General features: G+C 63.6%; 14 protein-coding genes. 9 read left to right on the top strand and 5 right to left on the bottom strand.

What is annotated here, in order from left to right; translation table 11 throughout:
* Positions 1 to 10: 10 nt before the first annotated feature.
* From rluB to truB, 6 genes are all read left to right on the top strand, one after another.
* Positions 11 to 1945: a 23S rRNA pseudouridine(2605) synthase RluB gene (gene rluB / locus GA566_RS09035; protein WP_160472549.1), complete on the top strand. Its 1935-nt coding sequence runs from the start codon at positions 11 to 13 to the stop codon at positions 1943 to 1945.
* Positions 1946 to 2283: 338 nt separating this feature from the next.
* Positions 2284 to 2772: a ribosome maturation factor RimP gene (gene rimP, locus GA566_RS09030; RefSeq protein ID WP_137928585.1), complete on the top strand. Its 489-nt coding sequence runs from the start codon at positions 2284 to 2286 to the stop codon at positions 2770 to 2772.
* Positions 2769 to 4244: a transcription termination factor NusA gene (nusA, locus tag GA566_RS09025; protein WP_137928584.1), complete on the top strand. Its 1476-nt coding sequence runs from the start codon at positions 2769 to 2771 to the stop codon at positions 4242 to 4244. Before rimP ends, nusA begins: the two co-directional genes overlap by 4 nt.
* 82 nt (positions 4245 to 4326) lie before the next feature.
* A complete protein-coding gene (infB, locus tag GA566_RS09020; protein WP_160472548.1) occupies positions 4327 to 7260 on the top strand; it encodes a translation initiation factor IF-2 in 2934 nt (977 codons plus the stop codon).
* Between the two features lie 82 nt (positions 7261 to 7342).
* On the top strand, positions 7343 to 7729 hold the full coding sequence (gene rbfA, locus GA566_RS09015) for a 30S ribosome-binding factor RbfA (RefSeq protein WP_137928582.1): 387 nt from the start codon (positions 7343 to 7345) through the stop codon (positions 7727 to 7729).
* A 63-nt stretch (positions 7730 to 7792) separates the two neighbouring features.
* Positions 7793 to 8731, top strand: a complete 939-nt coding sequence (gene truB / locus GA566_RS09010) for a tRNA pseudouridine(55) synthase TruB (RefSeq protein WP_160472547.1) — start codon at positions 7793 to 7795, stop codon at positions 8729 to 8731.
* 188 nt (positions 8732 to 8919) lie between these two features.
* On the opposite strand, the gene GA566_RS09005 is transcribed toward truB, so the two are convergent.
* From GA566_RS09005 to GA566_RS08990, 4 genes are all read right to left on the bottom strand, one after another.
* On the bottom strand, positions 8920 to 10530 hold the full coding sequence (locus GA566_RS09005; protein ID WP_160472546.1) for a DHA2 family efflux MFS transporter permease subunit: 1611 nt from the start codon (positions 10528 to 10530) through the stop codon (positions 8920 to 8922).
* A gap of 22 nt (positions 10531 to 10552) precedes the next feature.
* Positions 10553 to 11782, bottom strand: coding sequence for an HlyD family efflux transporter periplasmic adaptor subunit (locus tag GA566_RS09000; RefSeq protein ID WP_160472545.1), 1230 nt, complete (start codon positions 11780 to 11782; stop codon positions 10553 to 10555).
* 63 nt (positions 11783 to 11845) lie between these two features.
* Positions 11846 to 13369, bottom strand: a complete 1524-nt coding sequence (locus GA566_RS08995) for an AdeC/AdeK/OprM family multidrug efflux complex outer membrane factor (RefSeq protein WP_160472544.1) — start codon at positions 13367 to 13369, stop codon at positions 11846 to 11848.
* Positions 13370 to 13474: 105 nt separating this feature from the next.
* Entirely contained in the window at positions 13475 to 13978 is a 504-nt protein-coding gene (locus tag GA566_RS08990; RefSeq protein WP_160472543.1) for a MarR family winged helix-turn-helix transcriptional regulator, read from the bottom strand.
* Positions 13979 to 14173: 195 nt separating this feature from the next.
* Here GA566_RS08990 and typA point away from each other — a divergent pair, with 195 nt between their 5' ends.
* Positions 14174 to 15994: a translational GTPase TypA gene (gene typA, locus GA566_RS08985; RefSeq protein ID WP_137923898.1), complete on the top strand. Its 1821-nt coding sequence runs from the start codon at positions 14174 to 14176 to the stop codon at positions 15992 to 15994.
* Positions 15995 to 16059: 65 nt separating this feature from the next.
* Here the strand turns inward: typA and GA566_RS08980 are convergent, their stop codons facing one another.
* A complete protein-coding gene (locus tag GA566_RS08980; RefSeq protein WP_160472542.1) occupies positions 16060 to 16989 on the bottom strand; it encodes a sterol desaturase family protein in 930 nt (309 codons plus the stop codon).
* Between the two features lie 242 nt (positions 16990 to 17231).
* Between GA566_RS08980 and GA566_RS08975 the strand changes: the two genes are divergently transcribed.
* Positions 17232 to 18800: a methyl-accepting chemotaxis protein gene (locus tag GA566_RS08975; protein WP_160472541.1), complete on the top strand. Its 1569-nt coding sequence runs from the start codon at positions 17232 to 17234 to the stop codon at positions 18798 to 18800.
* 160 nt (positions 18801 to 18960) lie between these two features.
* Entirely contained in the window at positions 18961 to 20082 is a 1122-nt protein-coding gene (locus GA566_RS08970; RefSeq protein WP_137923901.1) for an enoyl-CoA hydratase/isomerase family protein, read from the top strand.
* Positions 20083 to 20165: the final 83 nt, after the last annotated feature.

The raw sequence follows: 20165 nt of genomic DNA, 5'->3' as shown, positions 1-20165 counted from the left end.
AGTGAATACTTTGTCTGATTCCGCTGATCAAGACGTCCGCCAGCCGGACGTGCCGGGCGACACCGGCGCAGCGCCCGATACGGGCAATGGCGCGGACGGCGCGCCGCGCCGCAAGGGCCTCCGCCGCGGTCTGCGAAACCTGGTGGCGTCCCGCCGCCAGGGTGCCCAGGATCGGGATGCCGGTCGGGGTGATGCCGATGCGCCGCCGGTGCAGGCCGAAGAGGGTGCGCAGCCCGCAGCACCGCGGACACGCGGCCGACGCAAGCCTGCGCCTGCCGCCGATGCCGGTGAACAGGTCGCGGCTCCACGGGCGGAAATGCGGCCGGCTAATCCGCGCCAGTCCGAATCGGGCGAAGGCCAGCCGCAGCGCCGTCGGCGGCAGCAGCCGCAACGTAAGGCTGCGATGGTCGACGGTGAGAACAAGCCAGCAGCCGAGCAGGCCGGCAGGCGCAACAAGCCAGGCCCGCAGCAGCGCAAGGGCCAGGGTGGCGCTGGCAAACCGGGTGGTCGCGGCGATCAGCGCCAGGGTGAATCCCGTCAAGGTGACAAGTCGGCGAAGCCCGCCGGCAAGGCGCTCAAGGCTGCAGGTGGCGAGGATCTGTTCCGCTTTGTGATCTCCGAGCAGTTCGACCAGGAAGACATGGTCGTTCCGCGCACAAAGGCGAAGCCCGTTCGTGAGCTGACATCGGATGACGATGCGCCGAAGCTGCACAAGGTGTTGGCTGACGGTGGGCTGGGGTCCCGCCGCGAAATGGAAGAACTGATCCTGCAGGGTCGTGTTTCCGTCAACGGGCTTCCAGCACATATTGGCCAGCGGATCCTGCCGGCCGATCAGGTGCGCGTAAACGGCAAGCTGATCCACCGCAAGATTACGACCAAGCCGCCCCGGGTGTTGCTGTATCACAAGCCAGCCGGTGAAATCGTCAGCCAGTCGGATCCGGAAGGCCGTCCGACCGTATTCGACAGCCTGCCGCGTATCAAGAACGGCAAGTGGGTCGCCGTGGGCCGGCTGGACTTCAATACCGAGGGCCTGCTGATTTTCACGACTTCGGGCGATATCGCCAACCGCTTCATGCACCCGCGCTATGGCGTGGAGCGTGAATACGCGGTGCGCACGCTGGGTGAACTGGCCGAGTCCGATCGTCAGCGTCTGCTTCACGGCATCGAACTCGACGACGGCCAGGCTAACTTCCTGCAGATCGCCGATGGCGGTGGCGAGGGTGTGAACCAGTGGTATCACGTAGCGCTGACCGAAGGACGGAACCGCGAAGTACGCCGCATGTTCGAGGCGGTGGGCCTGACCGTTTCACGCCTGATTCGCACACGCTACGGGCAATTCCTGTTGCCACGTGGTCTCAAGCGTGGCCGTTGGCAGGAACTCGAAGCCACCGAGGTGCGCAACCTGATGGCCAATATTGGCCTGAAAGCACCGGCCAAGGGCGAGCAGGGCGGCGGCAAGGGCATGACCAAGGTGGGCGGGCGTAAGGCGCGCACCGAGGCTGCGATCGCGGGCATGCCCATGGTCACGGGCATGGATGGACTGCCGCGGTTCGAGAAAGCCGGTGGCAATCGCGGTGGCGGTAACGCCGGCCGCGGCCAGCCTGATCCGATGCAGACATCAATGGGCTACATCCCGTCGGGTCCTGCGCCGCTGACGTCGCACTCGACGAAGTTTGGCGGTGGCATGGGCGGTATGGGTGGCGGTGCACGTGGTCCTGGCGGTGCAGGTGGCCGTGGTGGGCGTGGTGGAAACGCTGGCAATGCTGGCAATGCCGGAGGCAACCGTCCGCGTCGTGGCGGTGGCGAGGTGAACGGCAATGTGATGCCGAAGGCTGCCAAGGGCGGCGGCAATGCCCGTGGCAATAGCGGTGGCGGGGCGGGTGGTGGTGGCGCACGGCGTCCGCGTGGTGGCGGGGGCGGTGGTGGTCGGGGCGGTCATCGCTGACGCCAGGCAGGGTGGGGTCGATGTGCGCATGGCGTCATTGCCCCCATCCAGTGCGGATACAACCGGCTTTTGCCTTTTGGACATAATCCGCGTATAATCCAAGTCTATTCAAAAGTATCATCCTCAGTGGGATGGGCGAATGATGGGCATTGCGCCCATTTTTTTTTGGTTCGCCCGTTCGTGAGTGCGCGTCGAGTGCGGCTGGTTTGCGCCACGCTGCGCACCGCCCGAGGGTGATGGGCAGGCAGGGGCAGCTTACAGGTTTCGGAAACTCGCTTTCAGAACGTTGTGTTGTCCAGTGCCTGCCACGGTGTTGAAGGCCACTACTCGGGATTACAGTGCATCTGGCAGATTTGATCGAAACCACCCTTATCGGCATGGGCTACGAGTTGGTTGAGCTTGAGCGTGCCCCGGCCGGACTTCTGCGTGTCTACATCGATCAGCCTGAAACCGGCATCGTCATTGAGGATTGCGAGAAGGTAAGCCGCCAGCTTACCCACGTTCTGACAGTGGAGAACGTCGATTACGAGCGCCTCGAAGTGTCGTCGCCCGGTCTGGATCGTCCGCTCAAGAAGTTGGCTGATTTTGTCCGCTTCGTCGGCGCCGAAGCCAGGGTCACGCTGCGCCTGCCGGTCAACGGCCAGAAGAATTTCGTCGGCATCCTGAGGGAACCCTCGGGCGAAGCTGGCGCCGAGAAGATCGGCCTGGAATTCGAGGGCAAGGATGGTCCGGCGCTGCTGGAATTCGCCATACCCGATGTCGACAAGGCACGCCTGGTGCCGGTGATCGACTTCAAGGGAAATCAAAGAAAAGGGAACAAGCAATGAGCCGCGAAGTTCTGTTGCTCGTCGATGCGCTAGCGCGCGAGAAGAACGTCGACAAGGATGTGGTTTTCGGTGCGCTGGAGGCGGCACTCGCCTCTGCGACCAAGAAGCGTTTCGAGGAAGACGTGGATATCCGCGTCCATATCGACCGTGAATCCGGTGAGCATGAAACGTTCCGCCGCTGGCTCGTGGTTCCTGACGAACAGGGCCTGCAGGAGCCGGACAAGCAGATCCTGCTGTTCGAAGCCCGTGACCAGATCGCCGATATCGAACTCGATGAGTTCATCGAGGAACAGATCGAGTCCGTGGAATTCGGCCGGATCGGCGCGCAGGCTGCCAAGCAGGTGATCCTGCAGCGCATCCGCGATGCCGAGCGCGAGCAGATCCTGAACGACTACCTCGATCGCGGCGAAAAGATCATGACCGGCACGGTCAAGCGCGCCGACAAGAAGGGTCTGATCGTGGAATCTGGCCGCGTGGAAGCGCTGCTGGCACGCGATCAGATCATTCCGAAGGAAAACCTGCGCACCGGTGATCGCGTGCGTGCGTACATCCTGAACGTGGACCGTGCTGCGCGCGGCCCGCAGATCGAGCTGTCGCGTACGGCACCCGAGTTCCTGATCAAGCTGTTCGAGAACGAAGTGCCCGAGATGGAACAGGGCCTGCTGGAAATCAAGGCGGCTGCCCGCGACCCGGGCGTTCGCGCCAAGATCGCCGTGGTGGCGCATGACAAGCGTATTGACCCGATCGGTACCTGCGTCGGCGTGCGAGGCACGCGTGTGACGGCGGTGCGCAACGAGATCGGTGGCGAAGCCGTGGACATCGTGCTGTGGTCGGAAGATCCGGCGCAGTTCGTGATCGGTGCGCTGGCGCCGGCCCAGGTCCAGTCGATCGTGGTCGACGAAGAGAAGCACAGCATGGATGTGGTGGTGGACGAGGAAAACCTCGCCATCTCCATCGGTCGCAGTGGTCAGAACGTACGCCTGGCGTCGGAGCTGACCGGCTGGCAGATCAACATCATGACGCAGGAAGAATCGGCGCAAAAGCAGGCCGAGGAAAGCGAAGTGGTACGCAAGCTGTTCATGGCCAAGCTGGACGTGGACGAGGAAGTGGCGGACATCCTGATCGACGAAGGTTTCTCCACGCTGGAAGAAGTGGCCTATGTGCCTATCAGCGAAATGATGGAGATCGAGGCCTTCGACGAAGATACCGTCACCGAGTTGCGCAATCGCGCCCGCGATGCGCTGCTGACGATGGAACTGGCCCGGGAAGAAAAGGTGGAAGAGGTATCGCAGGACCTGCGTTCCCTCGACGGCCTGACGCCCGAGCTGATCGGCAAGCTGGCCGAAGGCAATATCCACACGCGCGACGACCTGGCCGAACTGGCCGTGGACGAACTGGTCGAGATGGCCAGCGTGACCGAGGATGAGGCCCGCGGGCTGATCATGAAAGCACGGGAACATTGGTTTAACTGAGGGACACGTCCGGGCCTGGCTCGGACGCGCTTTCCGCACACGAATTGTCCCGACGTAGAAACCGAGCATTGAAAGGGTTTGAATGGCAAGCACAACAGTTGCCCAACTGGCCGCAGAACTGAGCCGCAGCCCTGCTGCACTGCTGGAACAATTGCAGGCAGCTGGGGTGGGCAAGGCAAAGCCTGAAGACATCATTACCGAATCGGACAAGACCCGACTGCTGGATTTCCTCAAGCGGTCGCATGGTCAGGCCGACGATAGCGCGCGCAAGAAGATCACATTGACCAAGCGTGAAACTTCGGAGATCCGCCAGTCGGACTCCACCGGCAAGACCCGCACGGTGCAGGTCGAGGTACGCAAGAAGCGCGTGCTGGTGAAGCGTGACGACGTGGAATCGCACGACGATGGCTCCGACGAGCAGGCCGCGGCTGACGCCGCCGAGCAGGCACGTCGCGACGAAGAGGCGCGTCGGCAGGAAGCGGAGGCCCTGGCTCGCCAGGAAGCCGAAGCCCAGGCTGCACGCGAAGCCGCCGAACGCGAGGAAGCCGAACGCCGCGCGCGCCAGGAAGCCGCCGAGGCCGAGCAGCGCCGCCAGGCTGAACTGCTCGCGCAGAAGGCCGAGGAAGAGGCTGCCGCTTCGCGCGCCGCGACCGATGCCGCCGAGGAAACTGCGCGCAAGAAGGCCGAAGACGACAAGGCGCGTCTGGCTGGTGAGCGTGCGCAGGCCCAGAAAAACGCCGACGATGCGAAGGCTGCTGCCGACAAGGCACGCGCCGAGCAGGACAGCGCCAAGGCCGCCGCCGACAAGGCACGTGCCGAGCAGGATGCTGCCGCGCGCCGCCGTCGCGAAGCTGCAGAGGCCGAGGCCCGCGCCATCCAGCAGATGCTGAATGCGCCGCCGCGCGTGCTCAAGGCGCCGTCGGAACGCAAGGCAGAGGAAAAGAAGGCCGAGCAGACCGGCACGCTGCACAAGCCGGTGAAGCCGGCGGGTGCCACGGCCGAGCCGAAGAAGGACGAAAAGAAGGCCGCACCGGCCGCCACTACCACCACGACGACGGCGACCGCCGACAAGAAGGGTGGCAAGGGCGCCAAGGCTGGCGGCTGGCAAGACGACAATCGCGGCAAGAAGGGCAGCGGCCTGAAGACGCGCGGCGATTCGTCCGGCGGCACGGGCGGCTGGCGCAGTGGTTCGCGTGGTCGCGGCGGCAAGCAGCATGCCGACGATCGCAGCAACTTCCAGGCGCCGACCGAGCCGGTCATCCGTGAAGTGCACGTGCCGGAAACCATCTCCGTGGCCGACCTGGCGCACAAGATGGCCGTGAAGGCATCCGAGGTCATCAAGCAGATGATGAAGCTCGGCCAGATGGTCACGATCAACCAGGTGCTGGACCAGGAAACCGCCATGATCGTGGTGGAAGAAATGGGCCACAAGGCGTTTGCCGCCAAGCTGGACGATCCGGAAGCCCTGCTGGTGGTGGATGGCGAGGATCATACTGACGCCGAATTGCTGCCGCGTCCGCCGGTGGTGACCGTGATGGGTCACGTCGACCACGGCAAGACGTCGCTGCTGGACTACATCCGCCGCACCAAGGTTGCCGCGGGCGAAGCCGGTGGTATCACGCAGCACATTGGCGCGTACCACGTGGAAACCGACCGTGGCGTGATCACGTTCCTGGACACCCCGGGTCACGAGGCCTTCACGGCCATGCGTGCCCGTGGTGCCAAGGCGACCGATATCGTGATCCTGGTGGTGGCTGCCGACGACGGCGTGATGCCGCAGACCAAGGAAGCGATTGCGCACGCCAAGGCTGCCGGAGTGCCGATCGTGGTGGCGATCAACAAGATCGACAAGCCGGACGGCAACCCGGACCGCGTCAAGCAGGAACTGGTGGCAGAGCAGGTCTTGCCGGAAGAGTACGGCGGCGATTCGCCGTTCGTGCCGGTGTCCGCGAAGACCGGTTTCGGTATCGAAGAACTGCTGGAACAGGTGTCGCTGCAGGCGGAAGTGCTGGAACTGAAGGCCCCCGTCGATGCACCGGCCAAGGGTCTGGTCGTGGAAGCCCAGCTCGACAAGGGCAAGGGCCCGATCGCAACGATCCTGGTCAGCAGCGGCACGCTCAAGCGTGGCGACGTCGTGCTGGCAGGCAGCGCCTACGGTCGTGTGCGCGCCATGCTGGACGAAAACGGCAAGCCGGCGAAGGAAGCTGGTCCGTCGATCCCGGTGGAAATCCAGGGTCTGTCGGAAGTGCCGGCCGCCGGTGAAGAAGTGCTGGTGCTGCCGGATGAGCGCAAGGCACGTGAAATCGCGCTGTTCCGTCAGGGCAAGTTCCGCGACGTGAAGCTGGCCAAGCAGCAGGCGGCCAAGCTGGAAACGATGCTGGAGCAGATGGCCGAAGGCGAAGTCCAGTCGCTGCCGCTGATCGTGAAGGCGGACGTGCAGGGTTCGCAGGAAGCGCTGGTGCAGTCGCTGCAGAAGCTTTCGACCGCCGAAGTGCGCGTGCAGATCGTGCACGGTGGCGTGGGTGGCATTTCGGAGTCGGACGTCAACCTGGCGACCGCCTCGAAGGCTGTCATCATCGGCTTCAACGTGCGAGCCGACGCTGGCGCGCGCAAGCTGGCCGAGCACAACGGCATCGATATCCGCTACTACAACATCATTTACGATGCGGTAGACGAGATCAAGGCGGCGATGTCGGGCATGCTGGCGCCGGAAAAGCGCGAGACGACGATCGGTCAGGTGGAAGTCCGTCAGGTCTTCCGCGTGCCGAAGATCGGTGCGGTGGCGGGTTGTATGGTCACCGACGGCATGGTCAAGCGCTCGTCGCTGGTCCGCGTGCTGCGCAACAACGTGGTGATCCACAGCGGCGAACTGGACTCGCTCAAGCGTTTCAAGGACGACGTCAAGGAAGTCAAGCAAGGTTTCGAGTGCGGCTTGTCGATCAAGAACTTCAACGACGTTCAGGAAGGCGACCAACTCGAGGTGTACGAAATCACCGAGGTGGCGCGTACGCTGTAAGGCGCAACGCAGAACGGCAGGCTCCGGCCTGCCGTTTTTACTTCGGCAAGGCAAAAAGCAGCAAGCAAGCTAAAAGTATTGAATGGCCAAGAAAGGCAATATCTCCTCCCGTAACCTGCGCCTGTCCGACCAGATCCAGAAGGAACTGGCCGAGATGATCCAGCGCGAGCTTCGCGATCCGCGCCTGGGTCTGGTGACCCTGCAATCGGTCGCGCTGACGCCCGACTACGCGCACGCCAAGGTCTATTTCACGGTGCTAGGCGCCGAGCCGGACGTAGCGGCTGGCATCCTCCGTGAGAAGGCTGGCTACCTGCACTCGTTGCTGTTCAAGCGCCTGCATATCCATACGGTGCCGACGCTGCATTTCCATCACGATACGTCGGTGGAGCATGCGATCGAAATGTCCAAGCTGATCAACGAGGCGAACGCCACGCGTTCGAAGGACGACGACACGCGTACCGACGAGTAGTCGATCCGCATATCCCCAAGCGCGCCGGCGTTCGCCGGTGCCGCTTCTCTCGAATTTCCCTCAATGACCGATTCCCAAGCCAGCCGTCCGCCCCGGTTGCCGCGCCGTGACGTCCATGGCGTGCTGTTGCTCGACAAGCCGCTGGGCCTTTCGTCCAACGACGCGCTGGTGCGCGCCAAGCGCCTGCTGCGCGCGAACAAGGCCGGGCACACCGGTACGCTCGATCCGCTGGCGACCGGCTTGCTGCCGCTTTGCTTTGGCGAAGCGACCAAGTTCTCGCAGGATCTGCTTGAAGCAGACAAGACCTACGAGGCTGAGGTGCGATTGGGCGCGACCACGACCACGGGCGATGCGGAGGGCGATGTCGTCATCGAGCGTCCCGTGACATGCAATCGCGCTGCGCTGGATGCGGCGGTCGCGCGCTTTACGGGCGATATCGAACAAGTGCCGCCGATGTATTCGGCGCTGAAGAAGGACGGCAAACCACTCTACGAATACGCGCGCGCCGGCCAGACCGTGGAGCGCGCGGTGCGTCGGGTGACGATTCACGAACTGACCTTGCTCGACGTGGACCTCGCGAATCAACGGTTCATGATGCGCGTGACGTGCAGTAAAGGCACGTACATTCGGACTTTGGCCGAGGACATCGGCGAAGAATTGGGTTGCGGCGCGCACCTGACCGGCCTTCGTCGAACTGCAGTGGGCGATCTCACGCTTGTTGGCGCGGTGACGCTGGCGCAGATCGATGCCCAGGCTGATGACGAGCGGCCGGGAATGCTGGCGCCAGTGGATGCGCTACTGCAGCGCTGCGTACGCGTGGACCTCGATGCCGTGGCGGCAGGACGGTTCGTGCAGGGTCAGCGGATTGCGCGTCGGGATTTGCCGGAAGGGCAGGTGCAGGAAGAGGGCGTGCTGGCGCGGGTCTATGGCGAAGGGAAACTGCTGGGCGTGGCGAGGATGAAGGAAGGGGCGTTGAGGCCGGAGCGGTTGGTGAAGCTTTAATTCACAGCTGTGTTTTGATTGCCCGACGGTTTGCTCCCCTCTCCCGCGAAGTGGGAGAGGGGTTGGGGGTGAGGGCAATGCAGTTCAATTTGCGGACATCGCGTCTTGATGCGCTGGCCCTCACCCCCGCCCCTCTCCCGCGCGCGGGAGAGGGGAGCAAATCAGGCGCGTGGGACAGTGGGCGGGCTTCAATGCGCCCCAGCCGCCTCAGCCCCGCCGCCACCTTGCGCACGCTTCGTCAGCCAGACGAACACGATCAGCACGAAGAACAGCACGCCGGAAATCCAGAAGATATCGTTTGCCCCCAGCATCGATGCCTGGAGCGAGATATTTCGTTCGATGGAGCCGATGGCCTGCATCTTCGACATGCCCATACTCATCAGGTGATCCAGCTGCTGCTGGTAGATCGGATTGTACGGATTGATCTGTTCGACGAGTTGCGCATGATGCAGCGCCGAGCGGTTTTCCCAGAGCGTAGTCGAGATCGATGCGCCGATGGCGCCGAACGTGATCCGCACGAAGTTCGACAGCCCGGAAGCAGCCGGAATCTTCTCAGGCGGCTGGCCTGACAGGATGATCGAGGTCAGCGGGATGAAAAACATCGCCATGGCCGCGCCCTGAATCAACGTCGGAATCACCAGCGCCCGCGTATCTACCCCGGTCGTGAAGCCCGCCCGCATGAAGCTGACCGCGCCGAATGTGATGAACGCCGTAGTGGCGATCCACCGTGCGTCTACCTTGGGCAGCACCCGGCCGATGATCGGGGACAGAATGATTGCAAAAATCCCCACTGGCGCGGTGACCAGACCGGCGTCGGTTGCCGTGTAGCCCACGATGGTCTGCAGCCATAGCGGCAGGATCACCAGGTTGCCAAAGAACAGCCCGTAAGCCACCGAGATGGCTACCACGCCCGCGGCGAAATTGCGGCCGCGGAACAGGTGGATATCGACGATCGGGTGCTTCTCGTACAGTTCCCAGATCAGGAAGAACAGGAAGCCCACGATGGCGATCACGGTTAGTGCGACGATCACGCCGGAGTGGAACCAGTCGAGTTCCTTGCCCTTGTCGAGCATCAACTGCATCGACCCTACCCAGATGACCAGCAGTGCCAGGCCGATGCGGTCGATGGGCAGCGACTTGGTTGGTGTTTCGCGGTCCTTGTAGATGACCCAGGTTACATAGGCCGTCAGGATGCCGATGGGGATGTTGATGTAGAAGATCCAGGGCCACGTCATGTTGTCCGAGATCCAGCCGCCGAGCAGCGGCCCCATGATCGGGGCCACGAGCGTGGTCATGCCCCATAGCGCGAGCGCCATGGAACTCTTTGCCGGAGGGTAACTGGCCAGCAGCAGCGCCTGCGAGAGCGGAATCATCGGGCCCGCCACGGCACCTTGCAGGACGCGTGCGGCAAGCAGGGTCTCCAGGTTCGGCGCCACGCCGCAAAGCCACGACGACACCACGAACAGCAGGATCGACAGCACGAACAGGCGTACGGCACCGAAGCGCTGGGTCAGCCATCCGGTCAACGGCACCGAGATGGCGTTGGCTACCGCGAACGACGTGATGACCCAGGTGCCCTGGTTCGGCGACACGCCAAGGTCGCCCGAGATGGCCGGGATGGACACGTTGGCGATCGACGAGTCGAGCACGTTCATGAACGTGGCCAGCGACAGCGCGATGGTGCCCAACACGAGTTTGCCGCCCGTGAGTGGCGGATGCTGCGCGGGGCGAGCGGGGGGCGCCGGCTTGGGTGCCGGCGCCGCGCTGTCGTCCGGCGTAGCGGTGATGGAATTAGCCATTGGCAGTCAGCGGTTCGTCGGTTCAGCTATGGGCCGCGGGCTTCGGAGCCATGGCGCGTGGCGCACCCGTGGCCGCCGGCGCTGCCGTGCGTCCGCCGTTGTTCAGGGCGATAATGCGAGCGATCAGCGCGTCGGCATCTTCTGCCACCTTGTCGTAGACATTGGTCTGCATTGGGCGGCCCTTCGTAGCGTTGACCATGGCCGCGCCTTCCTCGTTGCGCACATCGACCGTGACATTCATCGACAGACCCACGCGCAGCGGATGATCCTTCAATTGCTTGGCATCGAGCGCGATACGCACGGGCAGGCGCTGCACCACCTTGATCCAGTTGCCGGTGGCGTTCTGCGCCGGCAGCAGCGAGAAGGCCGCACCCGTGCCGGCCGAGAAGCCTTCGACGTGGCCCGTGTACTTGACCTTCGAGCCGTAGACATCGGCTTCTAGCTCGACGGGCTGCCCGATGCGCATATGCGTGATTTGCACTTCCTTGAAGTTGGCGTCCACCCAGACCTGGTCGAGCGGCACCACGGCCATCAGCGGCGCGCCAGGCTGCACGCGCTGGCCAACCTGCACCGAGCGCTTGGCCACGTAGCCTGTGACCGGCGCGGGAATTGTCGATCGTGCGAACGCCAGGTAGGCCGAGCGCAGGTTGGCGGCGGCGCGCTGGACGCTCGGGTGCTTCTCGACCGTGGTCTGGTCGGTCAGCACCTTGTTCGAGGCCAGTTGTTCCTGCGCGGCCAGCAGTGCCGATTCGGCGGCCTTCAGCGAGGTCTGTGCGTGGGCGATTTCCTCGCTCGACACGGCGCCCGAGCCGGCGATGGCCTGGCGGCGGCGAAGGTCGTCTCGCGCCTTGGCCACATCGGCTTCGCGCAGCGCCACGTTGGCGGCCAGCGACCCATTGTTGACGTACAGCGTGCGTACTTCGCGCACGGCTTGCGCGAGCTGGGCCTCGGCCTGTTCCATGGTGACCTGCGAGTCGGCGCGGTCGAGCTGGATCAGCGGCTGGCCGGCGGTGACGAGTTGCGTGTCGTCGGCTGCAATCGATACCACGGTGCCGCCCACGAGCGGGGTGACCTGCACAACGTTGCCGGCCACGTAGGCATCGTCGGTGTTCTCGAAGTGGCGCGCGTACAGACCCCAGTAGAGGCCATAGCCGATGCCTGCCACCACCACGGCGGCGGTCAGCGAGATCAGCAGGCGGCGGCGCTTGCCGTTGTTTTCAGCCGCGGCGGCTGCTTGTTGGTTGGAGCTCATGATCGAATTCTCGTCCGTAATGTCGTCGTATCTTGCGTTTGCCCGGGTCTTGGCGATGCAGCGTCAGCCGTGTGCGCCCGAGGTCTTGGTCTTTTCGGTTTGTTCGGCCTTGCCCGTGGCCCCGACGGGTTCCTCGTAACCGCCACCCAGTGCTTTCATCAGTCCGATCTGCAGATCGAGCCGGCGCGCCTGCAGGTCGGTGGACAGGCGTCGTTGCTGCAGCACGTTGCTCTCGGTGTTGAGCACGGTCAGTTGCGTGCCGAGGCCGGCCTTGTAGCGCGTGATGGAAAGCGAGTAGGCGTGTTCCGCCAGATCGAGCGCTTCGCGTTGAGTGCGGATTTGCTGATCGACGCTGCGGATGCTCGTCACCGTATCGGCAGTCTCGCGCAGGGCATCGACCAGCGTCTGGTTGTAGCTGGCCGCAGCGATGTCGTACTGCGCGTACTTGCCCTTGAGGTTCGCGCGCAAGCGTCCGCCTGCGAAGATTGGCAGCTTCAGCGTGGGACCCACGCCGAACGTGCGGCTGATCCCCATCAGCAGGTTCGACGGATCGAGCGATGCGTAGCCTGCGAACGCGGTCAGCGTGAGATCGGGCAGGAATTCCTTCTTCGCCACGCTGATGTCCTGCGACGCGGCTTCCACGCGCCAGCGCGCAGCCACGAGGTCGGGGCGGCGTCCTATCAGGCCGATGGTCAGGTCGTCGGGCAGTTGTGGCGTGGCGTTGGCGAGCAGCGTCGGCTTGGCGATCTGCAGGCCACGGTCCGGGCCCTTGCCGAGCAGCGCGGCGATCTGGTTGCGGGCGAGGGCAATTTCCTCATCCACGCGCTGCAGATCGGTCTGAGCGGCAGCCACGGTGCCGCGTGCCTGCGTGGTTTCCACCTGGGTGTCGAGGCCGGCGGCCAGGCGCTGGCGCGACAGGTCGGTCAGGTCGCGGCGCTGGGCGATGGCGCGTTCGGCCACGTCGCGCTGCGCATAGAGTGCAGCCAGACGGTTGTAGCCGCGTGCGATCGACGTGGTCAGCATCAGCCGTGCCGCCTGGCTTTCGGCTTCCATGGAGCGGTCTTCGGAGAGCGCGGCTTCCAGTGCGTCGCGGTTCTTGCCCCAGAAGTCGAGATCCCACGACAGTCCAAGCTGCAGGCGCGACTGGTTCTGCCACGAGCCGGCGAGCGGCGTACCTTCGAACAGATCGGTTTCGGAGAAGCGCTGGCGCACCAGGCTGCCTTCGAAATCGACACCCGGGTACAGCGCGGCACGCGTGGCATCGGCCATGGCGCGCGACGCTTGCAGGCGCGCGATCGCCACTTGCAGGTTCGGATTGTCCAGGATGGCTTCGTCGACGAGCTTGCGCAATTGCGCATCGTGGAACTGGTCGACCCAATCCTGCGACGGCCATTGGCCGTGGTCGTTGGTGAACGTCTGCGGCGAGGTCAGCGTGGCGGGATCGGCCACATGCTGCGTGCTCTGCGAATTGCCGAACGCGGCACAGCCGGCCAGTACGGCCGCAGCGAGCAGCGTCAGGGCAAGGGCGCCGGTCCGGTGCCATTCCCGGTGCGGATGCGTCGGGGCGGAAGAATGAATGGGTGTCATGGAACAGGTGCGTTGACGCTGACTCTCGGGGCCGGAAACAACGGGCATCCGGCCGTTTGGGTTCACTGCAAGGACTGGTGCGCCATCTGGGCGCTATCGGAAGGGCTACTCGGAATTGCGGTCCTGCGGACATCCGGCTTCGCCGGCAGGGCAGGTATTGGTGATGATCCGCTGCAGCATGCCGCACAGCACATCGATCTCTTGTTGCGAGAAGCCATCGAAGCCACGGCGCATGACGTTGCACAACGCGACAGGCAACTTCTCCACCAGTGCATCGCCTTCGGGCGTGATCGACAGATCCACCACGCGGCGGTCGTCGTCACGCCGCGTGCGGGCAATCAGCCCGCGCTTTTCCATACGGCTCAGCAGGCGGGTGACCGAACCTGCGTCCGTGTTGAGCGCGCGCGCCAGATCCGTGACGGTGGTGGCCTCGCCCTCGGCGAGCATCATCAGGCAGATGGCCTGCGCGTGCGTCATGTCCAGGCCGCTGACTTCCTGTTCCACCCCTAGCGACAGCATGTTCTTGGCGCGCGCGAGCAAATAGCCCACGCTTTTGCCGATTTGATAGTCGGTAGGATCGAACAGGTCGGCAGGTGAATGAGAAGTCATCTCTTGGCGCGGCAATATTTGTCTGGGCAAATATAGCTAATCGGCTATGCCACTCGCAAGCGTCACAATTGGTTATTGCAATTTACGCAATGGCTGCCCTTGATCTATGCTGAAGAACCATAGCGCGTTCCGCGCTGCAACATGCTAGAATGTCGGGTTAATTTTTCTTCCGATTGCCCGATTTCAGGGGACCGAATGACCCGCGCCATCCGTAATATCGCCATCATCGCTCACGTCGATCATGGCAAGACCACTCTGGTCGACCAACTCCTGCGTCAGGCAGGCACCTTCCGCGACAACCAGCAAATGGTTGAGCGCGTGATGGACTCCAACGACCTGGAAAAGGAGCGCGGGATCACGATTCTCGCGAAGAACTGTGCCGTGGAGTACAACGGCACGCACATCAACATCGTGGACACCCCGGGCCACGCCGACTTCGGCGGTGAAGTGGAGCGCGTACTGTCGATGGTCGACGGCGTGCTGCTGCTGGTCGATGCCGTGGAAGGCCCGATGCCGCAGACGCGTTTCGTGACGCGCAAGGCACTGGCCCTAGGCCTGAAGCCGATCGTCGTGATCAACAAGATCGACCGTCCGGGCGCACGTCCTGACTGGGTGATCAACCAGACGTTCGACCTGTTCGACAAGCTGGGCGCCAACGACGAGCAGCTCGACTTCCCCGTGATCTACGCATCGGGCCTGAACGGCTATGCCGGTCTGACCGAAGACGTGCGCGATGGCGACATGAAGCCGTTGTTCGAGACCGTGCTGACCAAGGTGCCGGTCCGTAACGACGATCCGGATGGTCCCCTGCAGATGCAGATCATCTCGCTGGACTACTCCAGCTACGTCGGCAAGATCGGCGTTGGCCGCATCTCGCGTGGCCGCGCCCGTGCGCTGCAGGACGTGGTGGTCAAGTTCGGTCCGGAAGGCAACCCGATCAAGGGCCGTATCAACCAGGTGCTGAAGTTCCGTGGCCTGGAGCGCGAGATCGTGCCCGAAGCCGAAGCCGGCGATATCGTGCTGATCAACGGTATCGAGGAACTGGGCATTGGCTGCACCGTGTGCGCCCCTGAAGCCCTGGACGCACTGCCGATGCTGAAGGTGGACGAGCCCACGCTGACGATGAACTTCTGCGTGAACACGTCGCCGCTGGCCGGCCGTGAAGGCAAGTTCGTCACGAGCCGCCAACTGCGCGAGCGTCTGGACCGCGAACTGAAGGCAAACGTGGCACTGCGCGTGCAGGACACCGGCGACGACACGATCTTCGAAGTCTCGGGCCGTGGCGAACTGCACCTGACGATTCTGCTGGAAAACATGCGCCGTGAAGGCTACGAGCTGGCCGTGTCGCGTCCGCGCGTGGTGTTCAAGGACATCGGCGGCGTCAAGCACGAGCCGTTCGAACTGCTGACCGTGGACGTCGAAGACGGCCATCAGGGTTCGGTCATGGAAGAACTGGGTCGCCGCAAGGGCGAACTGCTCGACATGGCATCGGACGGCAAGGGCCGCACACGTCTGGAATACCGTATTCCGGCACGTGGCCTGATCGGCTTCCAGGGCGAGTTCCTGACGCTGACGCGCGGTACCGGCCTGATCAGCCACATCTTCGACGACTACGCGCCGCTGCGCGAAGGCGGCCTGGGTGAGCGCCACAACGGCGTGCTGATCTCGCAGGACGACGGCGACGCCGTGGCCTACGCACTGTGGAAGCTGCAGGATCGCGGCCGCATGTTCGTGAAGCCGGGCGATGCACTGTACGAAGGCATGATCATCGGCATTCACAGCCGCGACAACGACCTCGTCGTGAACCCGATCAAGGGCAAGCAGCTGACCAACGTGCGCGCCTCGGGTACTGACGAAGCCGTGCGCCTGGTGCCGCCGATCCAGATGTCGCTCGAATACGCGGTGGAATTCATCGCTGACGACGAACTGGTCGAGATCACGCCGAAGAGCATTCGTCTGCGCAAGCGCCACCTGAAGGAGCACGAGCGCAAGCGTGCTTCGCGCGAAGCGGTGTAAATCTCCGCATCGCAAGGTAAAAAACCGCGCCCTGGTGGCGCGGTTTTTTTATTGTCGAGACGCTATCACATACCAGGGGTTTGCTCCCCTCTTCCTCCGGGAGGGGGGCCGGGGGAGAGGGCCAGCGCATCAACCGCTTCAGCATCAGCCTTCGCCCGCCACTCCGGCGGCTTCCACAAATACCGCAGATCCCGATCCCGCCAGACATCCGCGAACATGTCGCGCCATTCGTGGAAGGTCAGCGTCAGCGGATTGTGCGTGCGGACCTGTCGCGTGATGCCGTACTGCGGCGCGTCTTCCTCGGGCACGAACGTGCCGAATATCCGATCCCAGATCGTCAGCACGCCCGCGTAGTTTCGATCGATGTATTGCGGATTCTTCGCGTGATGCACGCGGTGGACGCTCGGTGTGTTCACGAGTTTCTCGACGAGGGGCCAGCGCTGCCCGAGTCGCGTATGCACGAAGAACTGGAATGCGAGGTTCAGGCCCACGGCCAGGATCACCCAGTCTGGCGAGAATCCGATCCACGCCAGCGGAATCCAGAACAGCCACATGCCGGAAATCGGATAGGTCAGGCTTTGCCGGAACGCCGTGGAGAAATTCATTCCTTCGGACGAATGGTGGGCCACATGCGAGGCCCACATCCATCGCACGCGGTGGCTCGCGCGGTGAAACCAGTAGTAGAGAAAATCCTGCAGCAGCAATAGCAGCGCGAAGGACCACCACGTCTCAGGCACCGCGCGCAGACCCTGCGCATAGCACCAGGTGTAGACGGTGCGAATCATCAACCAGAGGAAGAAGGCGTCGGACGCCTGATGCAGCAACGCTAGCGTGGCGTTCGACAGTGTGTCGCGCCAACTGTAGATCGAGCGATCGCGCTTCGACCAGTACCACGCTTCCCATCCGATGGTCAGCAGGAATACCGGCGCGAAGGCCATCAGGATGAGGCCGGGATCGAATGTGGCGGCAGTGGCCGTGGAAGCAGGGGCGGTCATCCCGCCAGTGTGCCTATTCCAACGAAAACCGCACTGAGGATTTCCTCCATACGCGGGCTCGTGCGTGCTTGTCCGGACTTGCGTCACGACAGGTGATGTGTCCGCAACTCTTTCGGCGTCATCACAAAAATGCACGGCTGAACATCACGCGAATGCAATCAAGTCAGTCGTGGCAATGCCGTCATTGGGAACGTCGGCCATGGAGGAGTGGCCGTCATTCACGTCACGGAGAGAACGCCCCCATGTTTCGCAACACTACGATCGGAGCCCGACTGTGGCTCCTGACGATTGTCACCAACTTGTTGCTGCTGATTGTCGGTGCCGTTGGTTGCATCGGCATGTCGCGCAGCAACGATGCCACGCGGCAAATCTATCAACAGCAATTGTCGGCAGCATCGTTCCTTGCCGAAGCCCGTTCCAACCAGTTACTCGTGCGCGTGCTGCTGGATCAGGCAGCGTTCGCCACGAAAGCAGAAGATGGCAAGGCGCGCGCCGCGACGGCGCAGGATTTCGCGCGGCTCTCCGATGCCGCGTGGCAGGGCTACATGGCGATTCCGCGTACGCCTGAACAGGCGCGTGCCACCGACGACGTCTCGGCCAAGCGCCGCGCACTGTTCGAGCAGGGTGTGGCGCCGATGATCGCCGCGTTGCATCGCGGTGATCGCGATGCCGTGATGCGTTACGTCATGGAGGAAATTCCGAAACTCGACATCGCCTTCACGGCCGTCAATACCGAACTCGCGAAGCTGCAGGTTGCCAGTGCAAAGGCGGTCTACGAATCGTCGCAGCAGCGCTATGACTGGCTGCTGACGATTTCCATCGGCGTGCTGCTGGTGGGGCTGGTGTTCAGTACGGTGGTGGCGTGGCGTCTGCGTGCGTCGATCGTGCAGCCGCTCGATATCGCTATCGCACGTTTTGCGCGGATGGCCGATGGTGACCTGAGCGCATCGACGGATCGCCATCTGGGCGTGGACGCCGACGAGCACGCGAAGAGCGAAACCACGCGCATGCTCGGCATGCTGGGCCGCATGCAGCAGAAGCTTGCGCAGATGGTGGGCGAGGTGCGCGGTGGTGCGGACTCGATCGCGGCGGCCAGCCAGCAGATTGCCAGCGGCAATGCCAACCTGTCGCAACGCACGGAGCAGCAGGCCGCGTCGCTCGAAGAGACCGCGTCGAGCATGGAGGAACTGACGAGCACGGTGCGCCTGAACGCCGATAGCGCGCGCGAAGCGAGCACGCTGGCTGTGGATGCCCGCTCGCTGGCCGAGCATGGCAGCGAGGCCGTGGCGCGCGTGCAGACCACGATGCAGCAGATCGACACGGGCGCCAACAAGATCGTCGACATCATCGAGGTGATCGAGAAAATCGCGTTCCAGACAAACATCCTCGCATTGAACGCGGCGGTGGAAGCGGCAAGGGCCGGCGAACACGGACGTGGCTTTGCCGTGGTGGCCGGCGATGTGCGCGACCTGTCGCAACGCTGTGCGTCGGCGTCGAAGGAAATTCGTGCGCTGATCGGCGCATCGGTGGCGAATGTGCGCGAAGGGACGGCACTGGTCAATGGTGCGGAGCGCGCCATGCAGGACATCGTGGGCGCGGTGCGGCGCGTGACCGACATCATCGGCGATATCAGCGCCGCGTCCGGCGAGCAGTCGCGCGGCATCGAGCAGGTGAACGTAGCCGTGTCGCATATGGATGGCATGACGCAGCAGAATGCCGCGCTGGTGGAGGAAGCTGCAGCGGCGGCAGGTTCGCTGGAGGATCAGGCGCAGCGGCTCAAGGGGCTGATGGGAACGTTCCGGCTGGCCTGAGCACGATGGGTCAGGGTCCGTCTTCGTGAAACCGCGATGCGAGACTGAGGCATTTCTCATTCGCTTCCGAATCGGGGCGAAGCGGTCCCGTCAGCGTTGTTTCGCGGGATGTCTGGCGTAGAATCGCTGACGATCAGAACGAAGACGGAAGAGACTGCACATGACGGATGTCGTATCGAACGTAGCAACGGAACCGGGTTTCACCGAGTTTGTATCGACCGGACTGCAGGGCGGTGTGGCGTACCTGACGCTGACCCGCCCGCAGGCCCTCAATGCGTTGTCGCTGGAGATGATCCGAGCGATGACGGCGGCGCTGACGCGCTGGGAAGCCGACCCGGCCGTGCATGCGGTGGTAGTGGCCGGTGCAGGAGGCAAGGCGTTTTGCGCGGGCGGTGATATCCGCTGGTTCCACAAGGCGTACCACGAGGGTGATCCGCTGCTCGACCAGTTCTTCGTCGAGGAATACGCGCTCAACTACCTGATCCATCGTTACACCAAGCCTTACATCGCGCTGATGGATGGCGTGGTCATGGGCGGCGGCATGGGCATCTCGCAAGGCGCGAAGCTGCGGATCGTCACCGATCGCACGAAGATGGCGATGCCGGAGACCAATATCGGATTGTTTCCCGATGTAGGCGGCGGCTGGTTCCTGGCGCGTACGCCGGGGCACATTGGCGAGTACCTCGGACTCACCGGCGTCGTGATTGCTGCGGCAGATGCGTTGTACGCGAAGCTGGCAGATGCTTTCCTGCCAACGAATGCACTGGCCGAACTGGTGGCGTCGCTGCAGGCGCAGTCGTTCAACAGTGGTGATGCGGTGCTGGCACATGTTTCCACGTTCACGCAGCAGCATGCAGGGGCCTGCGTGCCGGCGGAGAGCCAACTGGCACATCAGGCCGAAGCCATCGACAGCCTCTTTGGCCGCGCGACGGTGCGGGACATCCTCGACGGGGTTAGCGATGCCGCTGGCGACTGGGCGGCGCAGACCGCGGCGATGCTGCGCAGCCGTTCGCCGATGATGCTTTGTGTCACGCTGGAGCAGGTGCGCCGTGCACGGTCGATGTCGCTGGCCGACGAACTGCGCATGGAGCTGGACATGATGCATGACGTGTTCCGCCATGGCGACGGCGTGGAAGGTATCCGCGCGCTGGCAATCGACAAGGATCATCAGCCCCGCTGGAATCCGGTGCGACTCGACGAGGTGACGCCGGGCCGTGTTCGTGCGTTCTTCGACAGCAAGTGGAAAGCCGAGGATCACCCGCTGGCCGCGCTGGGCCGATAGTTGTCGCTGGCCTGACCCGCGGAGCAGAACCACGCAGGCTCTAGTAGAGTGATGGCTGCCCTGCACGGTCGTGCGTTTGGCAT

This window comes from Cupriavidus sp. SW-Y-13, from assembly GCF_009793345.1.
Classification (GTDB): domain Bacteria; phylum Pseudomonadota; class Gammaproteobacteria; order Burkholderiales; family Burkholderiaceae; genus Cupriavidus.
Note: the sequence above shows the minus strand (reverse complement) of the source record. Positions and strands in the feature narration are given on the sequence as shown.